At 66.5% G+C, this 17,702-nt stretch carries 17 protein-coding genes; 4 read left to right on the forward strand and 13 right to left on the reverse strand.

Features of this window, described 5'->3' with window-relative positions:
• Window positions 1-55 precede the first annotated feature (55 nt).
• From HL666_RS21095 to HL666_RS21130, 8 genes are all read right to left on the reverse strand, one after another.
• Entirely contained in the window at window positions 56-871 is an 816-nt protein-coding gene (locus HL666_RS21095; RefSeq protein WP_172111586.1) for an ABC transporter permease, read from the reverse strand.
• A complete protein-coding gene (locus HL666_RS21100) occupies window positions 868-1,737 on the reverse strand; it encodes an ABC transporter permease (RefSeq protein WP_172111585.1) in 870 nt (289 codons plus the stop codon). Before HL666_RS21100 ends, HL666_RS21095 begins: the two co-directional genes overlap by 4 nt.
• 4 nt (window positions 1,738-1,741) lie before the next feature.
• Entirely contained in the window at window positions 1,742-2,788 is a 1,047-nt protein-coding gene (locus tag HL666_RS21105; RefSeq protein WP_172183386.1) for an ABC transporter substrate-binding protein, read from the reverse strand.
• Window positions 2,789-2,812: 24 nt separating this feature from the next.
• The gene (locus HL666_RS21110; protein ID WP_172183388.1) at window positions 2,813-3,898 is read right to left on the reverse strand and encodes an ABC transporter ATP-binding protein; all 1,086 of its coding nucleotides are present in this window, start codon (window positions 3,896-3,898) and stop codon (window positions 2,813-2,815) included.
• A 356-nt stretch (window positions 3,899-4,254) separates the two neighbouring features.
• Window positions 4,255-5,004 (reverse strand): aspartate/glutamate racemase family protein, encoded by a 750-nt coding sequence (locus HL666_RS21115; protein WP_172183390.1) that lies wholly within the window; start codon window positions 5,002-5,004, stop codon window positions 4,255-4,257.
• A gap of 68 nt (window positions 5,005-5,072) precedes the next feature.
• Window positions 5,073-5,534, reverse strand: a complete 462-nt coding sequence (locus HL666_RS21120; protein WP_172183392.1) for a DUF3429 domain-containing protein — start codon at window positions 5,532-5,534, stop codon at window positions 5,073-5,075.
• 4 nt (window positions 5,535-5,538) lie between these two features.
• A complete protein-coding gene (locus HL666_RS21125; RefSeq protein WP_172183394.1) occupies window positions 5,539-5,718 on the reverse strand; it encodes a DUF2256 domain-containing protein in 180 nt (59 codons plus the stop codon).
• 6 nt (window positions 5,719-5,724) lie between these two features.
• Entirely contained in the window at window positions 5,725-6,501 is a 777-nt protein-coding gene (locus tag HL666_RS21130) for an SDR family NAD(P)-dependent oxidoreductase (protein WP_311976163.1), read from the reverse strand.
• Window positions 6,502-6,721: 220 nt separating this feature from the next.
• Between HL666_RS21130 and HL666_RS21135 the strand changes: the two genes are divergently transcribed.
• Window positions 6,722-7,471: an ABC transporter ATP-binding protein gene (locus tag HL666_RS21135; protein WP_172111578.1), complete on the forward strand. Its 750-nt coding sequence runs from the start codon at window positions 6,722-6,724 to the stop codon at window positions 7,469-7,471.
• Window positions 7,468-8,994 carry a permease gene (locus HL666_RS21140; protein WP_172183396.1) on the forward strand — a complete coding sequence of 509 codons (1,527 nt, stop codon included), beginning with the start codon at window positions 7,468-7,470 and terminating at the stop codon, window positions 8,992-8,994. Before HL666_RS21135 ends, HL666_RS21140 begins: the two co-directional genes overlap by 4 nt.
• Before the next feature lie 5 nt (window positions 8,995-8,999).
• Here HL666_RS21140 and HL666_RS21145 read toward each other — a convergent pair whose 3' ends face one another.
• Window positions 9,000-9,923: an alpha/beta fold hydrolase gene (locus HL666_RS21145; RefSeq protein WP_172183398.1), complete on the reverse strand. Its 924-nt coding sequence runs from the start codon at window positions 9,921-9,923 to the stop codon at window positions 9,000-9,002.
• Window positions 9,924-10,024: 101 nt separating this feature from the next.
• On the opposite strand from HL666_RS21145, the gene HL666_RS21150 reads away from it, so the two are divergent.
• Window positions 10,025-10,843, forward strand: coding sequence for an MBL fold metallo-hydrolase (locus HL666_RS21150; RefSeq protein WP_172183400.1), 819 nt, complete (start codon window positions 10,025-10,027; stop codon window positions 10,841-10,843).
• Between the two features lie 2 nt (window positions 10,844-10,845).
• On the opposite strand, the gene HL666_RS21155 is transcribed toward HL666_RS21150, so the two are convergent.
• Entirely contained in the window at window positions 10,846-11,298 is a 453-nt protein-coding gene (locus HL666_RS21155; protein ID WP_172111574.1) for a cupin domain-containing protein, read from the reverse strand.
• A gap of 325 nt (window positions 11,299-11,623) precedes the next feature.
• Between HL666_RS21155 and HL666_RS21160 the strand changes: the two genes are divergently transcribed.
• A complete protein-coding gene (locus tag HL666_RS21160; protein WP_172131286.1) occupies window positions 11,624-12,088 on the forward strand; it encodes a DUF4399 domain-containing protein in 465 nt (154 codons plus the stop codon).
• A gap of 72 nt (window positions 12,089-12,160) precedes the next feature.
• Here HL666_RS21160 and HL666_RS21165 read toward each other — a convergent pair whose 3' ends face one another.
• From HL666_RS21165 to HL666_RS21175, 3 genes are all read right to left on the reverse strand, one after another.
• Window positions 12,161-14,950 (reverse strand): methyl-accepting chemotaxis protein, encoded by a 2,790-nt coding sequence (locus tag HL666_RS21165; protein ID WP_172183402.1) that lies wholly within the window; start codon window positions 14,948-14,950, stop codon window positions 12,161-12,163.
• A gap of 208 nt (window positions 14,951-15,158) precedes the next feature.
• Window positions 15,159-16,415 carry an aminopeptidase gene (locus HL666_RS21170; RefSeq protein ID WP_172183404.1) on the reverse strand — a complete coding sequence of 419 codons (1,257 nt, stop codon included), beginning with the start codon at window positions 16,413-16,415 and terminating at the stop codon, window positions 15,159-15,161.
• Between the two features lie 885 nt (window positions 16,416-17,300).
• Window positions 17,301-17,696 carry a GFA family protein gene (locus HL666_RS21175; RefSeq protein WP_172111570.1) on the reverse strand — a complete coding sequence of 132 codons (396 nt, stop codon included), beginning with the start codon at window positions 17,694-17,696 and terminating at the stop codon, window positions 17,301-17,303.
• Window positions 17,697-17,702 lie beyond the last annotated feature (6 nt).

Consider the following 17,702-nt stretch of genomic DNA (forward strand, 5'->3'; position numbering starts at 1 on the left):
ATGACGGCGCTGATGGAGACGGGCACTAGCCGGCACTGATGAGAGCCAAGCAGCCTTAACCCGTCAGCCGCTTCGACAGCCCTGTCGTGCGCTCCATGATCGCCATCAAGGCTACCGTGGCGATGATCAGCACGCTGGACAGCGCTGCGATGGTGACGTCGAGCTTGCCTTCGAGGTCCTGCCACATCCGGATCGGCAGCATGTCGGTGGCGGCGTCGCGCAGAAACAGCGACACCGGTACGTTGTCGAACGACGACATGAAGGCGATGAAGGCGCCGGAGATGATGCCGGGGCGGATCAGCGGCAGCACGATGCGGCGGAAGGTGTAGAGCCGGGAGGCGCCGAGGATCGCCGAGCTTTCGAGCAGCGTCGGCTCGAGCTGCGCCAAGGCGGCCACCGTGTTGCGGACGACATAGGGCACGCAGACGATGGTGTGGCCGATGACCAGCGTCAGCAGCGACACGGGCAGCCCGATCAGCGAGAAGAACATCAGCGCCGCCAGCCCGAAGGCGAGCGCCGGCAGCACCAGCGGCGACATGAACAGCGAGTCCAGCAGCTTCGCGGTCAGCGTCTTCGATCGCGAGATCGCCAGCGCCGCGGCGACGCCGAGCACGACCGACAGCCCGGTCGACCACAGTGCGACGACGACGCTGTTTCGCGCGGCGAATTGCAGCTGCCAGGCGTTCCACAGCTCGACATACCAGCGCGTCGAATAGCCGGGCGGCGGGAATTTCAGCGAAAAGCCGGAGGTGAAGGAAACGATCACCACGACCAGCGACGGTGACACGATGAGGATCAGCGCCAGCACGGCAATCACCGTCATCACGATCTGGAAGCTCAACGCTTCGAGATTATTCTGCCGCCGGCTCATCGAGCGTCTCCATAGCCGCGGGCGCGCCGGCCGAGCGTCGAGAACAGCGCGACGATCGCCAGCACCGCGAACAGGAAGATGATCGAGATGGCGGCGGCGAACGGCCAGTTCTGCAGGGTCGAGGCCTGCTGATACAGATACATCGGCATGAACAGCATCTGGCCGCCGCCGACCAGCGATTGCGTGATGAAGGCGGTGATCGCCGCCGCGTAAGTCAGGGTGCATCCGGCGATGATGCCGGGCATCGAGAGCGGCAGCATCACCTTGACGAAGGTGCGCCAGCTGCCGGCGCCGAGCGACGCCGAGGCATCGGAGAGGTTGGGATCGATGCGGCCGATCGCGGTGATCAGCGGCAGCACCATCAGCGGCATCTGCACCTGCGCCAGCGCGGCGATCAGTCCGCCTTGCGTGTAGATCATGCGCAGCGGCGTGCCGATCAGGCCGAGCGATTGCAACACGGAATTGATGATGCCCTGCCGTCCCAGGATCACGATCCAGGCGAAGGTGCGGACCACGACGCTGGTGAGCAGCGGCAGCAGCACGATCATGATGATCAGGGTCTGCACCCGGCTGCCCGAGCGCTGATACAGCCAGGCGATGGGATAGCCGAGCACGAGGCAGGCGAGCGTCACCTCGGCGCCGAGCAGAAGCGTCGAGCCGAGCACGGCGAGGCTGAAGGGATCGGTCAGGAACTTGATGTACTGGCCGAGCCCCCACACCGTCGCCGCGGTGTCGTTGTGCAGCGACAGATAGAAGAGTTGCGCCAGCGGCAGCACGAAGAAGATCGCGAACGCCAGGCCGAGGGGCAGGGCCAGCCCCAGGCTGAAGCTGGTCACGTCTCCCGGTGCGGTCGTGGCGCTCTTCATGGCGTCAGATCTTGATGTCGCGATTGAACTTCTCGATCCAGGACGCACGCTGCTCGTTGATCTTCTTCCAGTCCTGGAACACGAACTTCTTCTTCAGCTCCGCGGTGTCCTTGGCCAGCACCTTGGCGATCTCACCGGACATCGCGACCTTGGTGTTGGTCGGCACGATGAGATAGGGCGAGTTCATCAAGGTGGTCTGCACCTCCGGCGACAGCGCCGCCTCGATCAGCTTGAAGGCGAGCTCCTTGTTCGGCGAGTTCTTGACGATGTGGATCGTGGTCTTGAAGGCGATCGCGCCTTCCTTCGGTGCCACGAACTCGACCGGCACGCCGCGCGCCTTCAGGATCTGGATCGCATTGAAGTTGCCGGGCGAGATGTCGATCTGACCCTGCTGGAACAGGGTCGCCAGCGCGCCGGGATTGGCGGCGACGGCAGCCAGGTTCGGCTTGAGTTCTTCGAGCGCCTTGAAGCCCTCGTCGACATTGGCCTCCGAGCCGCCGCGCATGCGCGCGATCTCGACCAGCCAGCCGGTGCCGAGCGTGGAGTTGAGGTTGGTGATGCCGACCTTGCCCTTGAACTCCGGCTTCCACAGATCCGCCCACGAGGTCGGCGGCGTCTTCACCGTCTCCGGATTGTAGGTCAGGCCTACGACCTGGAAGAACGGCGCCGGACCCATCGCATCCTGCGCTTCCGGAATCAGGTCCTTGAAATACGCGCTCTTGTCGGCCGGGAAGGGATCGACGAGATCCTGCCCGATCGCGACCAGCGCCGGCCCCGGATCGTGCAGCATCACGTCGATCGGCGGATTGGCCTTGGCGGCGTTGACCTTGGCGATCTGGTCGACCGACAGCATCGGATCGAGCACGATGGCCGCATCGGCGTTGGCCTTGCGGAACGCCGGCACCAGCACCGCCTTGTGCGCCTCCTCCCAGCTGCCCGTGAAGGTCGCGAACACCAGCGGCCGTGCCTGCGCGAGGCTCATCCCCGGGAAGGCGTGCATGGCTCCCAGCGTCAGGGCGCTGGTCAGGAGCCGGCGGCGATCAAGCATCATGTTTCACTCCAATGTGTTGGTTGGTCATTCCGGGAAGACGGTGGCGAGCCCCGGCGCGAGCGGCGCGACGCGGACCGGCGTGCCCGCCTCGCGCAGCGGCGTGCCGCCGGTGCGGGCCTGCGAAATCTTGATGCTCGTTCCGTCCTTGGCCTTGATCTCGTGCACGACGGTGGCGCCCAGCGGCAGCGCCATGCCGATCTCGCCGGCAAAGCCGGTGTCGTCGGTGACGAAGGTGAGATGCTCGGGACGCAGGCAGACGGTGACCTTGTCTGAGGCACTCACCGGCTTGGGCGCGCGGGCGATGATCTCGCCGCCGGCTTCCAGGGCGACTTTCGCGCCACTCGCGTCAGTCGCAACCACCACGCCTTTCATCTTGTTAGCGGTGCCGACGAAGCTATTCACGAACAGCGTCTGTGGCTGGTCGTAGATCTCCGACGGCGTGCCGAACTGCTCGAGATGACCATGGCTCAGAACGGCGACACGATCGGCCATCGACAGCGCCTCCTCCTGGTCGTGGGTCACGATCAAGGTGGTGGTTCCGGCCATGCGTTGCAGCCGCTTGACCTCGATCTGCATGTCCAGCCGCAGGTTCTTGTCGAGCGCGGCGAACGGCTCGTCGAGCAGCAGGATCGACGGCTTGATCGCGAGCGCGCGCGCCAGCGCCACGCGCTGCTGCTGACCGCCCGACAATTGCCGTGGCAGCCGCTCACCGAACGGGCCGAGCTGCACCATGTCGAGCAGCCGCTGCGCTTCCTTGGCGCGCGTCGCCTTGTCGACGCCGCGCGCGGCGAGGCCGTAGCCGACATTCTCGGAGATCGACAGATGCGGGAACAGTGCGTAGTTCTGGAACACGATGCCGACCGCGCGCCGGTTAGGCGGCAGCGCATCGACGACGTCATTGCCGATGATGACGCGCCCCTCGCTCTGGCCGATGAAGCCGGCGATGATGCGAAGCAGCGTGGTCTTGCCGCAGCCGGACGGGCCGAGCAGGGCGATGATCTCGCCGCCTTTCACATCGAGGTTGATGTCGGAGACCGCCATCGTCCCGCTCGCAAAGCGGTGCGTGATCCGATCCAGAACGAGCGACTTGGCTTCCGATACGCTGGCCATTGGCTTCCTGCTCTATGCGAATGAAAAAGCAAGAAGCGTGCCGTCTTTTCAGGCAGTGACGGCCGCTTGTGTACATGCGAAGGGGGGGAGTGGTACGCAAGTGTGGTAGCGCATTATTGGGGGAGCCGGTTAGGGCGCACCGCGGTCAGCTCATGCCCGCCTCTCTCCACGTCATTCCGGGGCGCCCGAAGGGCGAGCCCGGAATCCATACCCACAGGCAGTTGTCGGAGAGCGGGATGGTCGTGGGTACATCTCGTATCGCCAAAGACAGTCGTGGTTATGGATTCCGGGCTCGCGCTGACGCGCGCCCCGGAATGACGGCGTGGAGAGAGACGGGGCCCTCGTCGTTCGCCGAACTATCCGTCGCGATGCTCCAGCCGGGCAGCCAGCGCCTCCGGTAATCCCGTCGTCGGCTTCGCCGCCGGACGCCGGAACGTCCCGGCGGTCGCCTTGCGCATCTTCAGCGCCAGCAGCGCCTCCGCCTGCTTCACGGCGGCGATGACCTGGTCGACCACCGGCACGGGAATGCGGTGCGCAACGCGGGCGGCGAGGCCCGACAGCGGGGCGCCGGCGAAGATCAGCACGTCGGCCTCGTTCTCCTCGACGGCGCGCAGCGCGAGCTCGACGAGCAGCTCCTCTTTCTCATTCTGTACGTCCGAGATCTGCTTGAAGCTGCCGTCGAGCATCCGGATGCCGGCGCAGCGCTCGGTCAAGCCGTGCATGCGCACGCATTCCTCGTACCACGGGCCGAGCGCCTGCGCGAAGGTGACGATGGCAAAGCGCCGTCCAACCATGCAGGCGGTCAGCATCGCCGCTTCCGCGAGCCCGATCACCGGCACGTCGAACAGCTCGCGCGCCGCGAACAGGCCGGGATCGCCGAACGCGGCGATGATTGCCGCATCGAAGCTGCCGTTGCGTTCGGCCAGCATTTCCAGCGCCACGGCGCCACCGATCTGCGCCTCTGCACGAGTGGCGATATAGGGCACGCCGCGCGGCGCGGTGCAGGGGATCAAAGTGGTGCCGGGTGCGGCAGCGTCGCGGCCGACCTGCAGCATGAGATCGGTGATGTCGGTGCGGATGTTTGGATTCAGCAGCAGGATATTCATGGTGCCTCGCGGGGGGGATGCGCGAGCTTGCCCGAGGCATGACGGCTTTGTCCATGGCGGTGCGGATGTCAGGCTGCGCCCGGCGGACCCTTCACGACGAGGTCGATCAAGGTGACGAGCAGGGACAGCATGGCTCCGACACTGAGCAGCCGCCGCATTTCCAGGAACCAGGCCCGCCGATCGCCACCGCCGAAACTGAATTCATCGATCACAAGCGCTGCGAGCAGTGCCGTCGTCAGCAGCACCAGCGCCGGGACAGGTGGCAGCAGCAGCGCCGCCCAGCCGAGCAAAGCCGGCGTCACGCCCCAGCCCATGCGCAGCAGAGTCGAGAGCGCCGGCGTCTGCACCGCCAGCCCCCAATGGATCGCGCCGAGAAAGCTGGCGATCACCGCCCCGTAGCCGATCTGTGCGCGCAGTGCGGCCGTCCGGACCGTCTCGTCACCTGCGATCACCAGCCCAGCGAGGCCGACGAACGGGATCAGCCCGGCAAGGCCGAGCGCGCGCATCGGAGAGGGGACGCCAGGCATCATGAGGCTAGCTCGCTCGCTTCTTGGGCATCGAAGAAGACGCCCGGCCGCGCTCGGACCGGCAGCGGTCGGAACAGAACTTCACCTCGTCCCAGTCGCGCGCCCATTTGCGCCGCCACGCGAAGGGGCGGCCACAGGCGGCACAGATCTTGGTCGGCAGATCGGCTTTGCGGCGCATCTTCGGCATGGGGAGTCACCAGGGGACCTGTGTTCCGCGCCAGTCGTAGAAGCCGCCGGAGTCCTTTGCTTCAAGCCGGTCGATGACACCGAGCAGATGCCGCGCGGCCTCGGCCGGTGCGATGCCCGCGGCCGAGGTGAACGGCGCCGACAGCCGTGTCGCCACCGTGCCGGGATGCAACGCGACGCAGATCGCCTCGGGCGCCCGTCGGGCAAGCTCGATGGCCGCGCAACGCACGAGCTGGTTCAACGCCGCCTTCGAAGCCCGGTAGGCGTACCAGCCGCCCAGCCGGTTGTCGCCGATCGAACCGACCCGCGCAGACAGCGCGGCGAGCACCGCCTTGCCGCTGCGCGGGAGCCTCGGCAGCAGATGCTTCATCAGCAGCGCCGGCCCGGTGGCGTTGATGGCAAAGGCGCGGGCAAGACGGTCGGCATCGAGTTCGCGCCAGCTCTTTTCCGGCAGCGTCTCGCCCTGCTGCAGCGTGCCGGTTGCGACGATCACGAGCCGGACCTCGCCAGCGTCCGCCGCCTGCTCGGCGGCCCGCGCGAGGCTTTCTTCATCCGTGAGGTCGAATGGAGGAACCGTGCTGCGGCTGAAGCCGACCACGGCGTCGAACCGGCCGCTCTCGGTCAGCATCGCGCTCAGCGCGGAGCCGATGCCGCCGCTGGCGCCGAACACCGCAGCGACGCCGCCGCGCGGGAAGGACTCCAGGCGAATGGTATGCCGGGGCAGGGCCGCTACTGCTTCCGGAGTGCCGTCACTCGTCGCCGTCGCGATCAGCTGTTCCGTCACGTCCATCCTCGCCAGAGCCGCGCAGCCGCAATGGCGGCTGCTCGTCGTGCTAACGAAATCGTCCTGCGTTCGGATCATGACGCCAGGTTGGGCCGGAGCGATCCGGTTCGGCGGTCGGAGCCGGTCGCGGGGCAGGCTCGTGGCGATCACGATCGAGTGGTCGTTCACCGCGCCGCAACGAGTTGCGTCCAAGTTGCCGATGCGAACCGAATGAGCGGTCATGACCCCACAGAGCTCCGCCCTCACCGTCCGAGGGTTAACCAAATGTTTCGAACGGCCGGCCGTCGACGGGCTCGATCTCGTCGTGCGCGCCGGTGAGTTCTACGCCCTCGTCGGTCCGAACGGGGCCGGCAAGACGACGACCTTGCGCATGGTCGCCGGCCTGCTGCGTCCAGACGCCGGCGAGATCGCGATCTTCGGCATCGACGCGCTGCGCGAGCCCATTGCCGCCAAACAGGTGATGGCGTGGGTGTCCGACGAGCCGATGATCTACGACAAGCTCACGCCGCTCGAATATCTCGAATTCGTCGCCGGCCTGTGGGGCATCGATCCCATGACGTCCGGTCAGGCGGCGCGCGAGCTGCTGGTCTCGCTCGGGCTGGAGCGGCATCTGCACGAGCGTTGCGAAGGCTTCTCCAAGGGCATGCGCCAGAAGGTGGCGCTCGCTGGCGCCCTGGTCCATGATCCTCAACTGATCATTCTCGATGAGCCGCTCACCGGCCTCGATGCGGTCTCGGCCCGTCACGTCAAGGGGCTCCTCGCCGACCGCGTCCGCCGCGGTGGCACCGTGATCATGACGACGCACATTCTCGAAGTGGCGGAGCGGATGGCCGACCGGATCGGCGTCATCGCCGCCGGGCGGATCGTCGCCGAGGGAACGCTTGCCGAGCTGCGCGAGCAGAACGGCCGGACCGATACCAGCCTCGAGGAGCTGTTCATCGCGCTGGTCGACGTCGAGTCCGCGGCATGACGCGGGCGGCGACGCTGGCCTGGTTCGCCCGCCACGAGCTCAGGCTCGCCTGGCGGGAATGGCTCGGAATGATCACCGCGGGCAGACGCCGCCGCACGCGCGCCGCGATCATCGGCCTCGTGCTGTTCGGCGCCATCATGCATCTGCCGGCCTGGGCCGTGGTCGGCCGCTATGCCGATCTGCAGCCGCCGCTCGACAAGACCGCTCTCATCGTCATCACCGCGACCATCATGCTGTCGTGGGCCCTGATGCTGTCGCAGGCGATCGAGTCGGTCACACGCGTGTTCTATGCCCGTGCCGATCTCGACCTGATCATGTCCTCGCCGGTGCGACTGGCTGAGATCTTTTCTGTCCGGATCGCGGCCATCGCGCTCTCGGTCACCAGCATGGCGCTGCTGTTGGCGACGCCCTTCGTCGACGTGCTGCTGATCGAGGGCGGGGTGCGCTGGCTGGCTGCGTTCGTCGTCGTCGCAGCGGTCGGCCTGTCGGCGGCCGCGGCTGCCATCGCGGTGACGATCATCCTGTTCCGCCTGATCGGCCCTGCACGCACCCGTCTGGTGGCGCAGATCCTGGCCGCCGTGATCGGTGCCGGCTTCGTCATCGTGCTGCAGATCGCGGCGATCGTGTCCTACGGCACGCTGTCGCGCTTTGCCGTGCTCACCTCCGATGCTGCCGCGGCCATTGCGCCCGACCCGGAGAGCGTCGTGTGGCTGCCGGCGCGCGCCGCGCTCGGCGACATTCAGGCGCTGCTGATCCTGCTTGCCGCAGGCCTGTTGCTGCTCGGCGTCGTCATGATGGTGTTCTCGCCGCGCTTTGCCGACACCGCGATCAGCGCCGCCGCGCAAGGCGTCACCAGCCGCACCGGCGCGCAGATCCGCAGCTTCCGCGGCGGCTCGCGGCAGCAGGCGCTCAGGCGCAAGGAGTTCATGCTGCTGCGGCGCGATCCGTGGCTGATCTCGCAGACGCTGATGCAGCTGCTCTATCTGGTGCCGCCGGCGCTGCTGCTGTGGCGCAGCTATTCCGACAGCTCGCAGGCGGTGATCCTGATCACGCCGGTCATCGTGATGGCGGCAGGCCAGCTCGCCGGCGGCCTCGCCTGGCTCACGATCTCCGGCGAGGACGCGCCTGAATTGGTCGCGACGGCGCCGTTGACGCCGGCGCGCGTGGTGCGCGCCAAGGTCGAGGTCGTGCTCATCACCATCGCGGTGATCTTCGCGCCGCTCGTGCTGGCGTTCGGCTGGATTGCGCCCGCGCAGGCGATGGTCACGGCCGTCGCCGCGCTGGTCGCGACGGTCTCCTCCACGGCGATCCAGCTCTGGTTCCGCATCCAGGCGCGACGCAGCCAGTTCCGGCGGCGCCAGACCTCGTCGCGGCTTGCGACCTTTGCGGAAGCCTTCTCGTCGATCGGCTGGGCCGCAACCGCCGCGCTGACGCTTGCGCTGCCCGAGGCGGCTCTGATCTGCGGCCTGATGACCGCAGGCCTGCTGTTCGCCGCCTGGAAGCTCAGCCCGGCACGATCCTGATCGCGTCAGCGCAGCACCTCCATGACCGCTTCGGCGAATGCCGCGGGTTCCTCCTGCGGCAGATTGTGCCCGGCGCAAATCACGCGATGCGCGATCCTATTGCTGAATTTCGCGGCATGTGCCGTGCCGTCCGTCGCCGGAATGACGCCGTCGCTGTCGCCATCGAGGGTGATCGTGGGCACGGTGATGACGGGCAGGGCCGCCAGTCGCCGCTCGAGCTCGTCGTAACGCGGATCGCCCGCGGCCAGACCGTAGCGATGGCGATAGCTGTTGATCACGACGTCGACATGGTCGGGATTGTCGAACGCGGCGGCCGCGCGCGCGAAGGTCGCGTCGTCGAACCGCCAGTTCGGCGACCATTGCTGCCACAGCACCCGCGCGATTTCGGCGCGGTTCGCGGCGAGGCCGGCGCGGCCACGCTCGGTCTGGAAGTACCATTGATACCAGAACGCGAATTCGCGCGGCACCGGGGCGGGCTCCAACGCCCTGGCGATGTCCTGGATCGGATAGCCGTTGACCGACACCAGGCCCGTGCAGCGCTCCGGCCATAGCGCCGCGCCGACGCAGGCGGCCCGGCCACCCCAATCATAGCCGGCGAACACCGCACGCGGGATCGCCAGCGCATCCATCAGCGCGATCAGGTCGGCGCCGATGGCGGCCTGCTGGCCGGAGCGCGGCGTGGAGGGATCGAGGAAGCGGGTGGGGCCATAGCCGCGCAGGTAGGGCACGATGACCCGGCAGCCCTGGGCCGCAAGGCGCGGCGCGACGTCGACATAGGAATGGATGTCGTAGGGGTAGCCGTGCAGCAGGATGACGGCGGGACCATCGGCCGGCCCGCTCTCGACATAGGCAATGCTCAGGACCCCGGCATCCACTGCCTTGATCGGTTGCATCGGCTGCGCCTGCGACGATCCGTCCCGATCATTCATGCCAACCTCCCGCTTCGCTGAGCCCGCCGCGCATTGCGATGAGGATAGTTCTGTTCCGGAATCCTCGCTACACTCTCACGCGCCGTTGAAGAGGAACCGCCATGCTGCGCTCGCTGGTCTCGCTGCTCGCCGTCCTGGTCTCGTTCGCATCGTCCGCTCTGGCGCAGCAACCGGGACCGCGCACCAGCGAATGTCTTGCCATGGCCGGCGGCCCGCCGCGCGCCATGCCGGTGAGCCTGCGCCGGACCGCCGCCGCCAACGAGGTGACGATCACCTATGCCGGCCATTCGACCTACTTCATCGACACGCCGATGGGCATCCGCATCGCCACCGACTACAGCGGCGCCTACCAGGTCGGGCGGCTGCCCGACGTGATCACCATGAACCGCGCGCATTCGACGCACTACACGCTGGCGCCCGATCCGCGCATTCCGCACGTGCTGCGCGGCTGGGGCGACGACGGCAAGCCGGCGCAGGTGTTCGAGCGGATCGGCGACGTGCTGGTGCGCAACATCACAACCGACATCCGCCGCTATTTCAGCGATTCGCTCGGTGCCGACATGATCAAGGACGGCAATTCGATCTTCATTTTCGAGGTTGCCGGCCTGTGCATCGGCCATCTCGGCCATCTGCACGTCAAGCTGGACGAGACGCATTTCGCCGCGATCGGCCGGCTCGACGTGGTGATGGTGCCGATCGACGGCACCTACACGATGTCGCTCGACGGCATCTCCGAAATCACCAAGCGGCTGCGCGCCTCGGTGGTGCTGCCGATGCACCGCTTCGCGACGCCGCTCGACGAGTTCATGCGCAAGATCGGCCAGCAGTTCGAGATCGACCGCCGCGTCGAGCGCAGCCTGAAGATGTCGCGCGAGCTGCTGCCGTCGAGTCCGACCGTGATCATCCTCGACGGCGTGTAAGCTCAGGCGCCCGCGAGGCTGGTGCCGCGGCGGCCTTCCGGCGTCAGGAACATGCGCTTGAGCTTGTTGATCACGCGCACGGCGAGGCCGAGCACGTAAGGCTGGGTCTTCAGGCAGAAGGCGAGCTTCTTGACGTGCCCCTCGACATGCCATTTGGCATGCGCGCCGTCGCGGAAGAAGATCACGTCGCCCGGCCCGTAGCGCTTCGCCGGCATGCCCTCGCTCTCGAGCGTGATCGAGCCTTCGAGAATCAGGATGGTCTCGTCGAAATCGTAGTACCAGTTGAACTTGCCCTCGGTGCAATGCCAGACGATGGTCGAGCCGAGACCGTCGCTGCTGCGGGCGACGGTGCAGGAGGTCGCTGTCGGATTGCCCTCGATGATCCAGGACGGCTCGATCGGCGCCGGCGACAGGTCGACGGCGAGATTGGCGGTTTCGATCAAGGAAGGAGACATTGGGACCTCAAATTCATGGGGCTGAAATGACCGGACGGGAGCCGGCGTGAGCCCGCAATCGTAGCCGGTTGCGCCTAATGCCTGCTTTCCGCAATCGTTAAGATGTGAACGATCTGCCGCGACCAGCCGTCGCATCACAACCACGCCAGCGCTATAAACTTCACGCGAACGCCGCAATTTGTTCGCGGCCTCGCCAAACCTGCCGATCTACTGTTTGCCTGCACTGCAAGATGCGACCATGCCTCCTCCGGTCACCCGACGCATCCTGCATCGTGCCGTCGCCTTTAAACATTTGCCGCCGTCGCAGAGATAAGGATTTCCCAGGATGCGCAGACTGAGCCTCGCCATCGCTCTCACCCTGTCCGCCGCCAGCCTCGCCACGACAACCCATGTCATGGCCGGCGAGACGCCCGCTCCCGATAACGCCAAGGCGTACTTCATCAACCTCAAGGACGGCGACAAGGTCTCCTCGCCGGTCCTGATCCGCTTCGGCCTGTCGGGCATGGGCGTGGCGCCGTCCGGCACCGAGGCGCCGAACACCGGTCATCATCATCTCCTGATCGACGCGCCCGCGCTCACGGGTGACGCGCTCAACGAAGCCATTCCGGTGGATGCCGAGCACGTTCATTTCGGCAAGGGCCAGACCGAAGCCTCGGTCAACCTCACGCCGGGCAGTCACACCCTGCAGATGGTGCTCGGCGACTGGAGCCACGTTCCGCACAACAAGCCGGTGATGTCGGAGCGGATCACCATCACGGTCGAGCCGACCACCCAGGCCAAGTCGCCTTAGCACGACCGCCGTGCGGCCCGCGTCATGGCGGGCTGCGCGGCTGGTTTCTCGGTCGTACCAGCTCGCGCTCATCTACAGCTTGAACGCGAGCCGCAGCCCGCCCCAGTGGCGCTCGTTGATCCTGATCGGCACGTCGATCTCTTTCACCAACATGGTGACGCCGCCGCCCATGTCACGCTCGTAACGTTGAGCGAGATGGCCATGAAGGGTGCGGGCGGCCGCCATGCCGGCGCGGTCCTTGTAGAAGCGGCGGTTGCGGCAGTTGCCCACGTTCCACGCCCGCTCGCCGCGCCGCTGCGGCAGTGAGACCTTGCGGTTGTGCGTCGGAATGTAGGCATTGCGGTCGATCGCCACACAGAACACGACGTTCGGATCCGCAACCAGCGCAGCCTCCTGGATGGGCGGCAGCAGCCGGTCGCAGAGCGCCGTGAACGGCGCCTCGAACTGCTCGGGATCGGTGTCCGGAATGCGCTGATAGTTGAAATCAAACCATTGCGCCACGGTGGACTCGCCCGAGGCGATCGACCGTTCGATCGCCTCGGTGATTTCGTCCGCGACTGCCCGCGCGGCATCGACATGCGCCTGTTCGGCGCGATCGATCTTGGCCAGCAATCCATCGACTGCTTCGCGCTGGGCCTGGTCGAGCTCGCCGAAGCTGAGATGAACGTCGCGATTGCCGATCGCCACGATGTCGGCTTCCACGATGCCGAACGCTGCGCATTCGACACTGACCCGCTGCTGCTCGGCCAGCCCGACCACGTCCATCGCAGCCCGAAAACGCAAACCGCCGCCGGAGATATCGAGCAGGGCGCCGTCGACATGGCCACCTCGGCTGTGCAGGCGCGCGGGCATGCTGACCGGCCGCCGCATGTCGGACGAGCGACGATCGCCGAGGCTGGAGGTCCGCAGCGACACCATCAGGTTGGCGCGCAGTTCGGATACGCGGCCATTGGTGCCGTTCACGAGTTCGGACACGGTCTGGGTCTGCTGTTCGATCTCCGTGGAACGGCCGGAGATGCGGGTGACGTTCTCTGCCACAAGAGCGACGCCGGCCGACGCTTCGGTGAGACTGCGCGCGACCTCGCGCAACGTCGCCTCCTGCTGCTCGGCGGCGGCGGCCATGGCGGCGCTGGCGCCGTCGATGCTGCCGATCGCAGCACTGATCTTGCTGATCACGGCCGTCGAGTCCGAGGTCGCAGTCGAAATGCGATCGATGCGCTGGGCGATGTCGTCAGCGGCGTCGGAGGTCTTGCGCGCCAGCGCCTTGACCTCGTGCGCGACGATGGCAAAGCCGGCACCCGCCTCGCCGGCGCGCGCCGCCTCGATCGTGGCGTTGAGCGCCAGCAGATTGGTCTGGGCCGCGACCTCGGCGATCGTGCTGACGACGGATGAAATTTGCTCGGCTGCGTCGCTCAGGGCGGCCACCGTCGAGCCGGCCTGCTGGGCTTCACGCGCGGCGCGGCTGGCCAGCTCGGCCGTCTCGGCGGCGCGCTGGGCGATCTCCCGTCCCGTTGCCGACAGCTCCTCCGCCGAGCTCGACACCGTCGTGACGTTGCTGCTGGCGCGAGCCGACGCCTGGGCCACCATGCCGGCCTCGCTGGCAATCGTCTTCGCCTCCGAGACGGCCTGCGCGCTGCGCGACGACGCATCGCCGCTGATCGTCATGACTTCGGCGACGGCGCAATCCAGGTCGGTCTCGAGCAGCTCCCACATCTCGGCGAACATCTTCTTGCGCTCGCGCTCGGCGGCTTCCTTCGCGCGGGCCTGCTCTTCCGTGAGCTGCCGGTTCTCCAGCAGCTTGCCGTGGAATACGCCGAGCGCGCGCGAGATCTGGCCGACCTCGTCGCGGCGCTTCACCGGCTCCAGCTGGACATCGAGATCATTCTGCGCCAGCCGCTCCATGGCGCGGGCCATCTGCAGCAGCGGCGAAGCCAGCCACCGTCCGAACAGCAGAGCCGCAATCGCCGTGATCAGCACCGTGATGCAGATCGACCAGAACACCGAGTCCTTGACGCCTGCAAGCTCGGCCTTGACGACACCGAGACGCTGATCGGCGGCGGAGCGGATTCCCTGCAGCGTCGGGCTGACGCTCTCGTAGTGCCGTGTCAGCTCTGCCGCCTCGTCCAGCAGCTTGGTCTGTCCGCCCATATAGGCGAGGAAGCTCGCGCGATAGACGTCCATCAGCTTGACGATCTCGGACTTGACCGCCTCGGGCAGATCGGATTTCGCAAGCGCCGCGCCGAACTCGTCGACGCGCTTGCGCAGGTCGTCGCCGTATTTCGGATCGCCGCGCAGCATGAAGTCCTTCTCATGCCGCCGCATCATCAGCATCAGCACGGCGAGACGCGGCTGATCGTGTTTCGTCAACTGGGTCTCGATCGCGCGAACGGCGCCGCGCAGCTTGCCCTGCAATCCGTCGTTCTCGTCGAAACCGATGATCTTCTGCGCTGCGACGACATTGGCGAAACGCGCCGCATGGCCGGTGATGGCCTCGCGCGACGAAGCGGCCTGCCGCGCGGTCTCGTCACCGGGAGCCGCCGACAGGATTGCGTCGGCACGGTCGAGCCGCGCCCCGATCGACGTGACGATCTGCTGATGCGCGGCGACCTTGGCGTCGGACGGCTTCTGCAGGAACTCCGTCGCGGTGCCGCGGGCCTGCAACAGCCCTTCCCAGATGCCGCCGCTCAAGCCAGCCAGCATCCCGACACGATCGGCAACCTGCTGGCTGCGCCGTTCGATCGATAGTCCGGTGAGATAGAGGCAGCCGATGACCGCCACGCCGGCGACACCGAGGCAAAGAATCTGGCCCTTGAGCCCAAAACGAATCCGACCCTGCGCGGAGACCGCGAGCGAGGCACTCATTGTCGTTCCCTGTGAATCAATTGAGCAACAGGGGCGAGTGTCATGGATCGTGCTTAAGGACGAACTAATCGAGGCGGGTAGGAGCGAGCTATTCAACCATTGGATGCAGTAGATCTACGGGCTTTGAACAACAACAAACAATTCTACGCACGATCTCGTGCAGTCGGCGGTCTCATCATGCGATGCACCGCCGACCGCGCGAATCAGATCAGGCCCATTCGCCCTTGCGGAACACCGGCACCCGGCGGCCATCGGCATGGACGCCGTCGATGTCGGTCTCGGCCGCGCCGATCATCCAGTCGATGTGGATCAGGCTCTGGTTGCCGCCCTGCGCCGCGATCTGCTGCGGCGACAGCGAGGTGCCGTTGATGAAGCACTTCGAGTAGCACTGTCCGAGCGCGATGTGCGAGGCGGCGTTCTCGTCGAACAGCGTGTTGTAGAACAGCAGGCCGCTCTTGGAGATCGGCGAGGAGTGCGGCACCAGCGCGACCTCGCCGAGCCGGCGCGCGCCCTCGTCAGTATCGAGAACCTTGTTCAGTACCTCCTCGCCCTTCGACGCCTTGGCCTCGACGATGCGGCCTTCCTCGAACCTGACCTGGATGTTGTCGATCAGCGTGCCCTGGTAGGACAGCGGCTTGGAGCTCCTGACGTGGCCGGACACGCGGCGGCAGTGCGGCGTCGTGAACACCTCCTCCGTCGGGATGTTGGCATTGCAGGTGATGCCGTTCTTGGCGGTCGAGGCGCCGCCTTCCCATTCGTGGCCGTCGGCCAGACCGATCGTGAGATCCATGCCGGGACCGGTGTAATGCAGGGCGCTGAAGCGCTGGCCGTTGAGCCATTCGGTGCGCTCGCGCAGCACCGCGTTGTGACGCTCCCAGGCCGACACCGCATCCTCGCGGTCGACCCGCGACGCGGCGAAGATCGCGTCCGCGAGCTTTGCCACCGCGGCCTCCTCAGGGACGTCGGGGAAGACCAGCTTGGCCCAGGCCAGACTCGGGTAGGCGATGATGTTCCAGTTGGTCTCGAAATTGGTGATCTTCTCCAGCGCGGGCTGATAGGCCTTGGAGTTGGCCTTGCTGGCGCGCGCCACCTTGGCCGGATCCTGGCCGGACAACAGCATGGGATTGTCGCCGACGATGGCGAGGCGCGCGGTGTTCTCCGAGAACGCCTTGGCCATGCCCTGGTAGAGCCAGTCGGCGGCGCGATCGAAGCTGTCGTCATGACCGAAGCGGTAGCGCGCCAGCGTCAACTCCTCGTCCGAGAAGAACGAGGTGACGATCCCAGCCCCCGCCTTGTAAGCGTGCTCGGCGACCTTGCGCACCAGCGGCAGCGCCACCGATGGCGCCGTCAGCAGCAGATCCTGCCCCGGCTGCAATTGCAGCCCGACCCTCACCGCCACCTCGGCGAGGCGGTCGAGCTTCACGGGATCGATGGCGGTATCGAAGCTTCGGGGATGTGCTGTCATCGGGTGTCCAGTTCCGTTGCTTTGGGATCTTCGAAGAGATAGGCCAATGGATACGGCGGTCAATGGCGAAGGCAGCGCGGCATTCTTCGCTGTCGTCCCGGGCTTGACCCGGGACCCATAGCCACCGGCGGGAATGGGTGCACGAACGGGATGCTCCAGCGTGCCTCATGCGACTGCTGCGGATTATGGGTCCCGGATCGGCGCCGCGACGCGCGTTGCGCGTCACGGCTTGTCCGGGACGACTGCGGAGAAGATCGGCGCGGTCATTCATTCTCGCGCCCGCTGTTTGCGTCCGAGTGTTGTGATTGATCACCCTCCAAACCGAGGGTGCAGGGAAGGCCGGGCCTCGACTGAGGCCCGTGGCCCGCCTGCGAAAAAAATGCAGGCGGCAGGTACCACAGGTCCAGCCGGAACGACCCGGCCCTCCCTGCGCGATGGTTTGAACGGCTGCTTCGCGATCTCCCCGGTGCGCCGGGCTTGTTGGCCACCGTCATCCACGCGAGCGCTTGCAGCGCATCGGCACGGACTTGACCTCAGCTTCGGGAGGCCAGGACCACGCGACTTGACCGTACGGACCGGTGTTGTTCGTCCGCGCGACTGCTCACGCTGCAAACCGGCCCGCCCACCACATCCCGCACTCCACGCTTCGTGACGACCGCGCAGCGCCCCTCGTCGATGAGGCGGGATGCCGGGAGAAGATCATGAAATTCCGAAAACGCGAAGCGGAATATTTTCGTCCGCAGGACTGGACAGCCCAAATCAGCTTGAAGCTGCTCGTGAAATCAGAATGCGTGCGCACGGTCGTTCGCGCGGATCAGAGACCTGCCCGAGCCTTCCCATCCTGGGCGAGTCGCCCGTCGGGCACGCAGTGCCAGCTTCGCAGCTTCAGTCCTCGATGAGCAGGCGCTCGCCGTGGACGTACCAGTCCGCACGAGATGTCCAATGGACGTGGCGATCGGGCGCGGTGCCGAGCGGCTGATCGAAGCTGCCCGCGGGCACGATCGCCTCGCGGCCGCTGCGGGTCAGATGCGGCATCGGGCTGCCGCATCGGGAGCAGAACGCGGTGGCAAAGCTGCGCGCCTGCGGCAGGTCGAAGCGTGTGACGCTGGCTTCGCCGTGCAGCCACCGCAGCGCTGCTGCCCTGACGATGACCTCGCAGGAATGGGCCGTGCCACTTGCCTTGCGACAGCGCGAGCAATGGCAGTTGAGGAATTTGTCGAACGGTCCGTCAACCGCAAAGGCAACTTCGCCGCACAGGCAACTACCACGGAATGCGGTCATATTTTC

Origin of the sequence: Bradyrhizobium aeschynomenes, assembly GCF_013178945.1 — a bacterium.
Classification (GTDB): domain Bacteria; phylum Pseudomonadota; class Alphaproteobacteria; order Rhizobiales; family Xanthobacteraceae; genus Bradyrhizobium; species Bradyrhizobium aeschynomenes.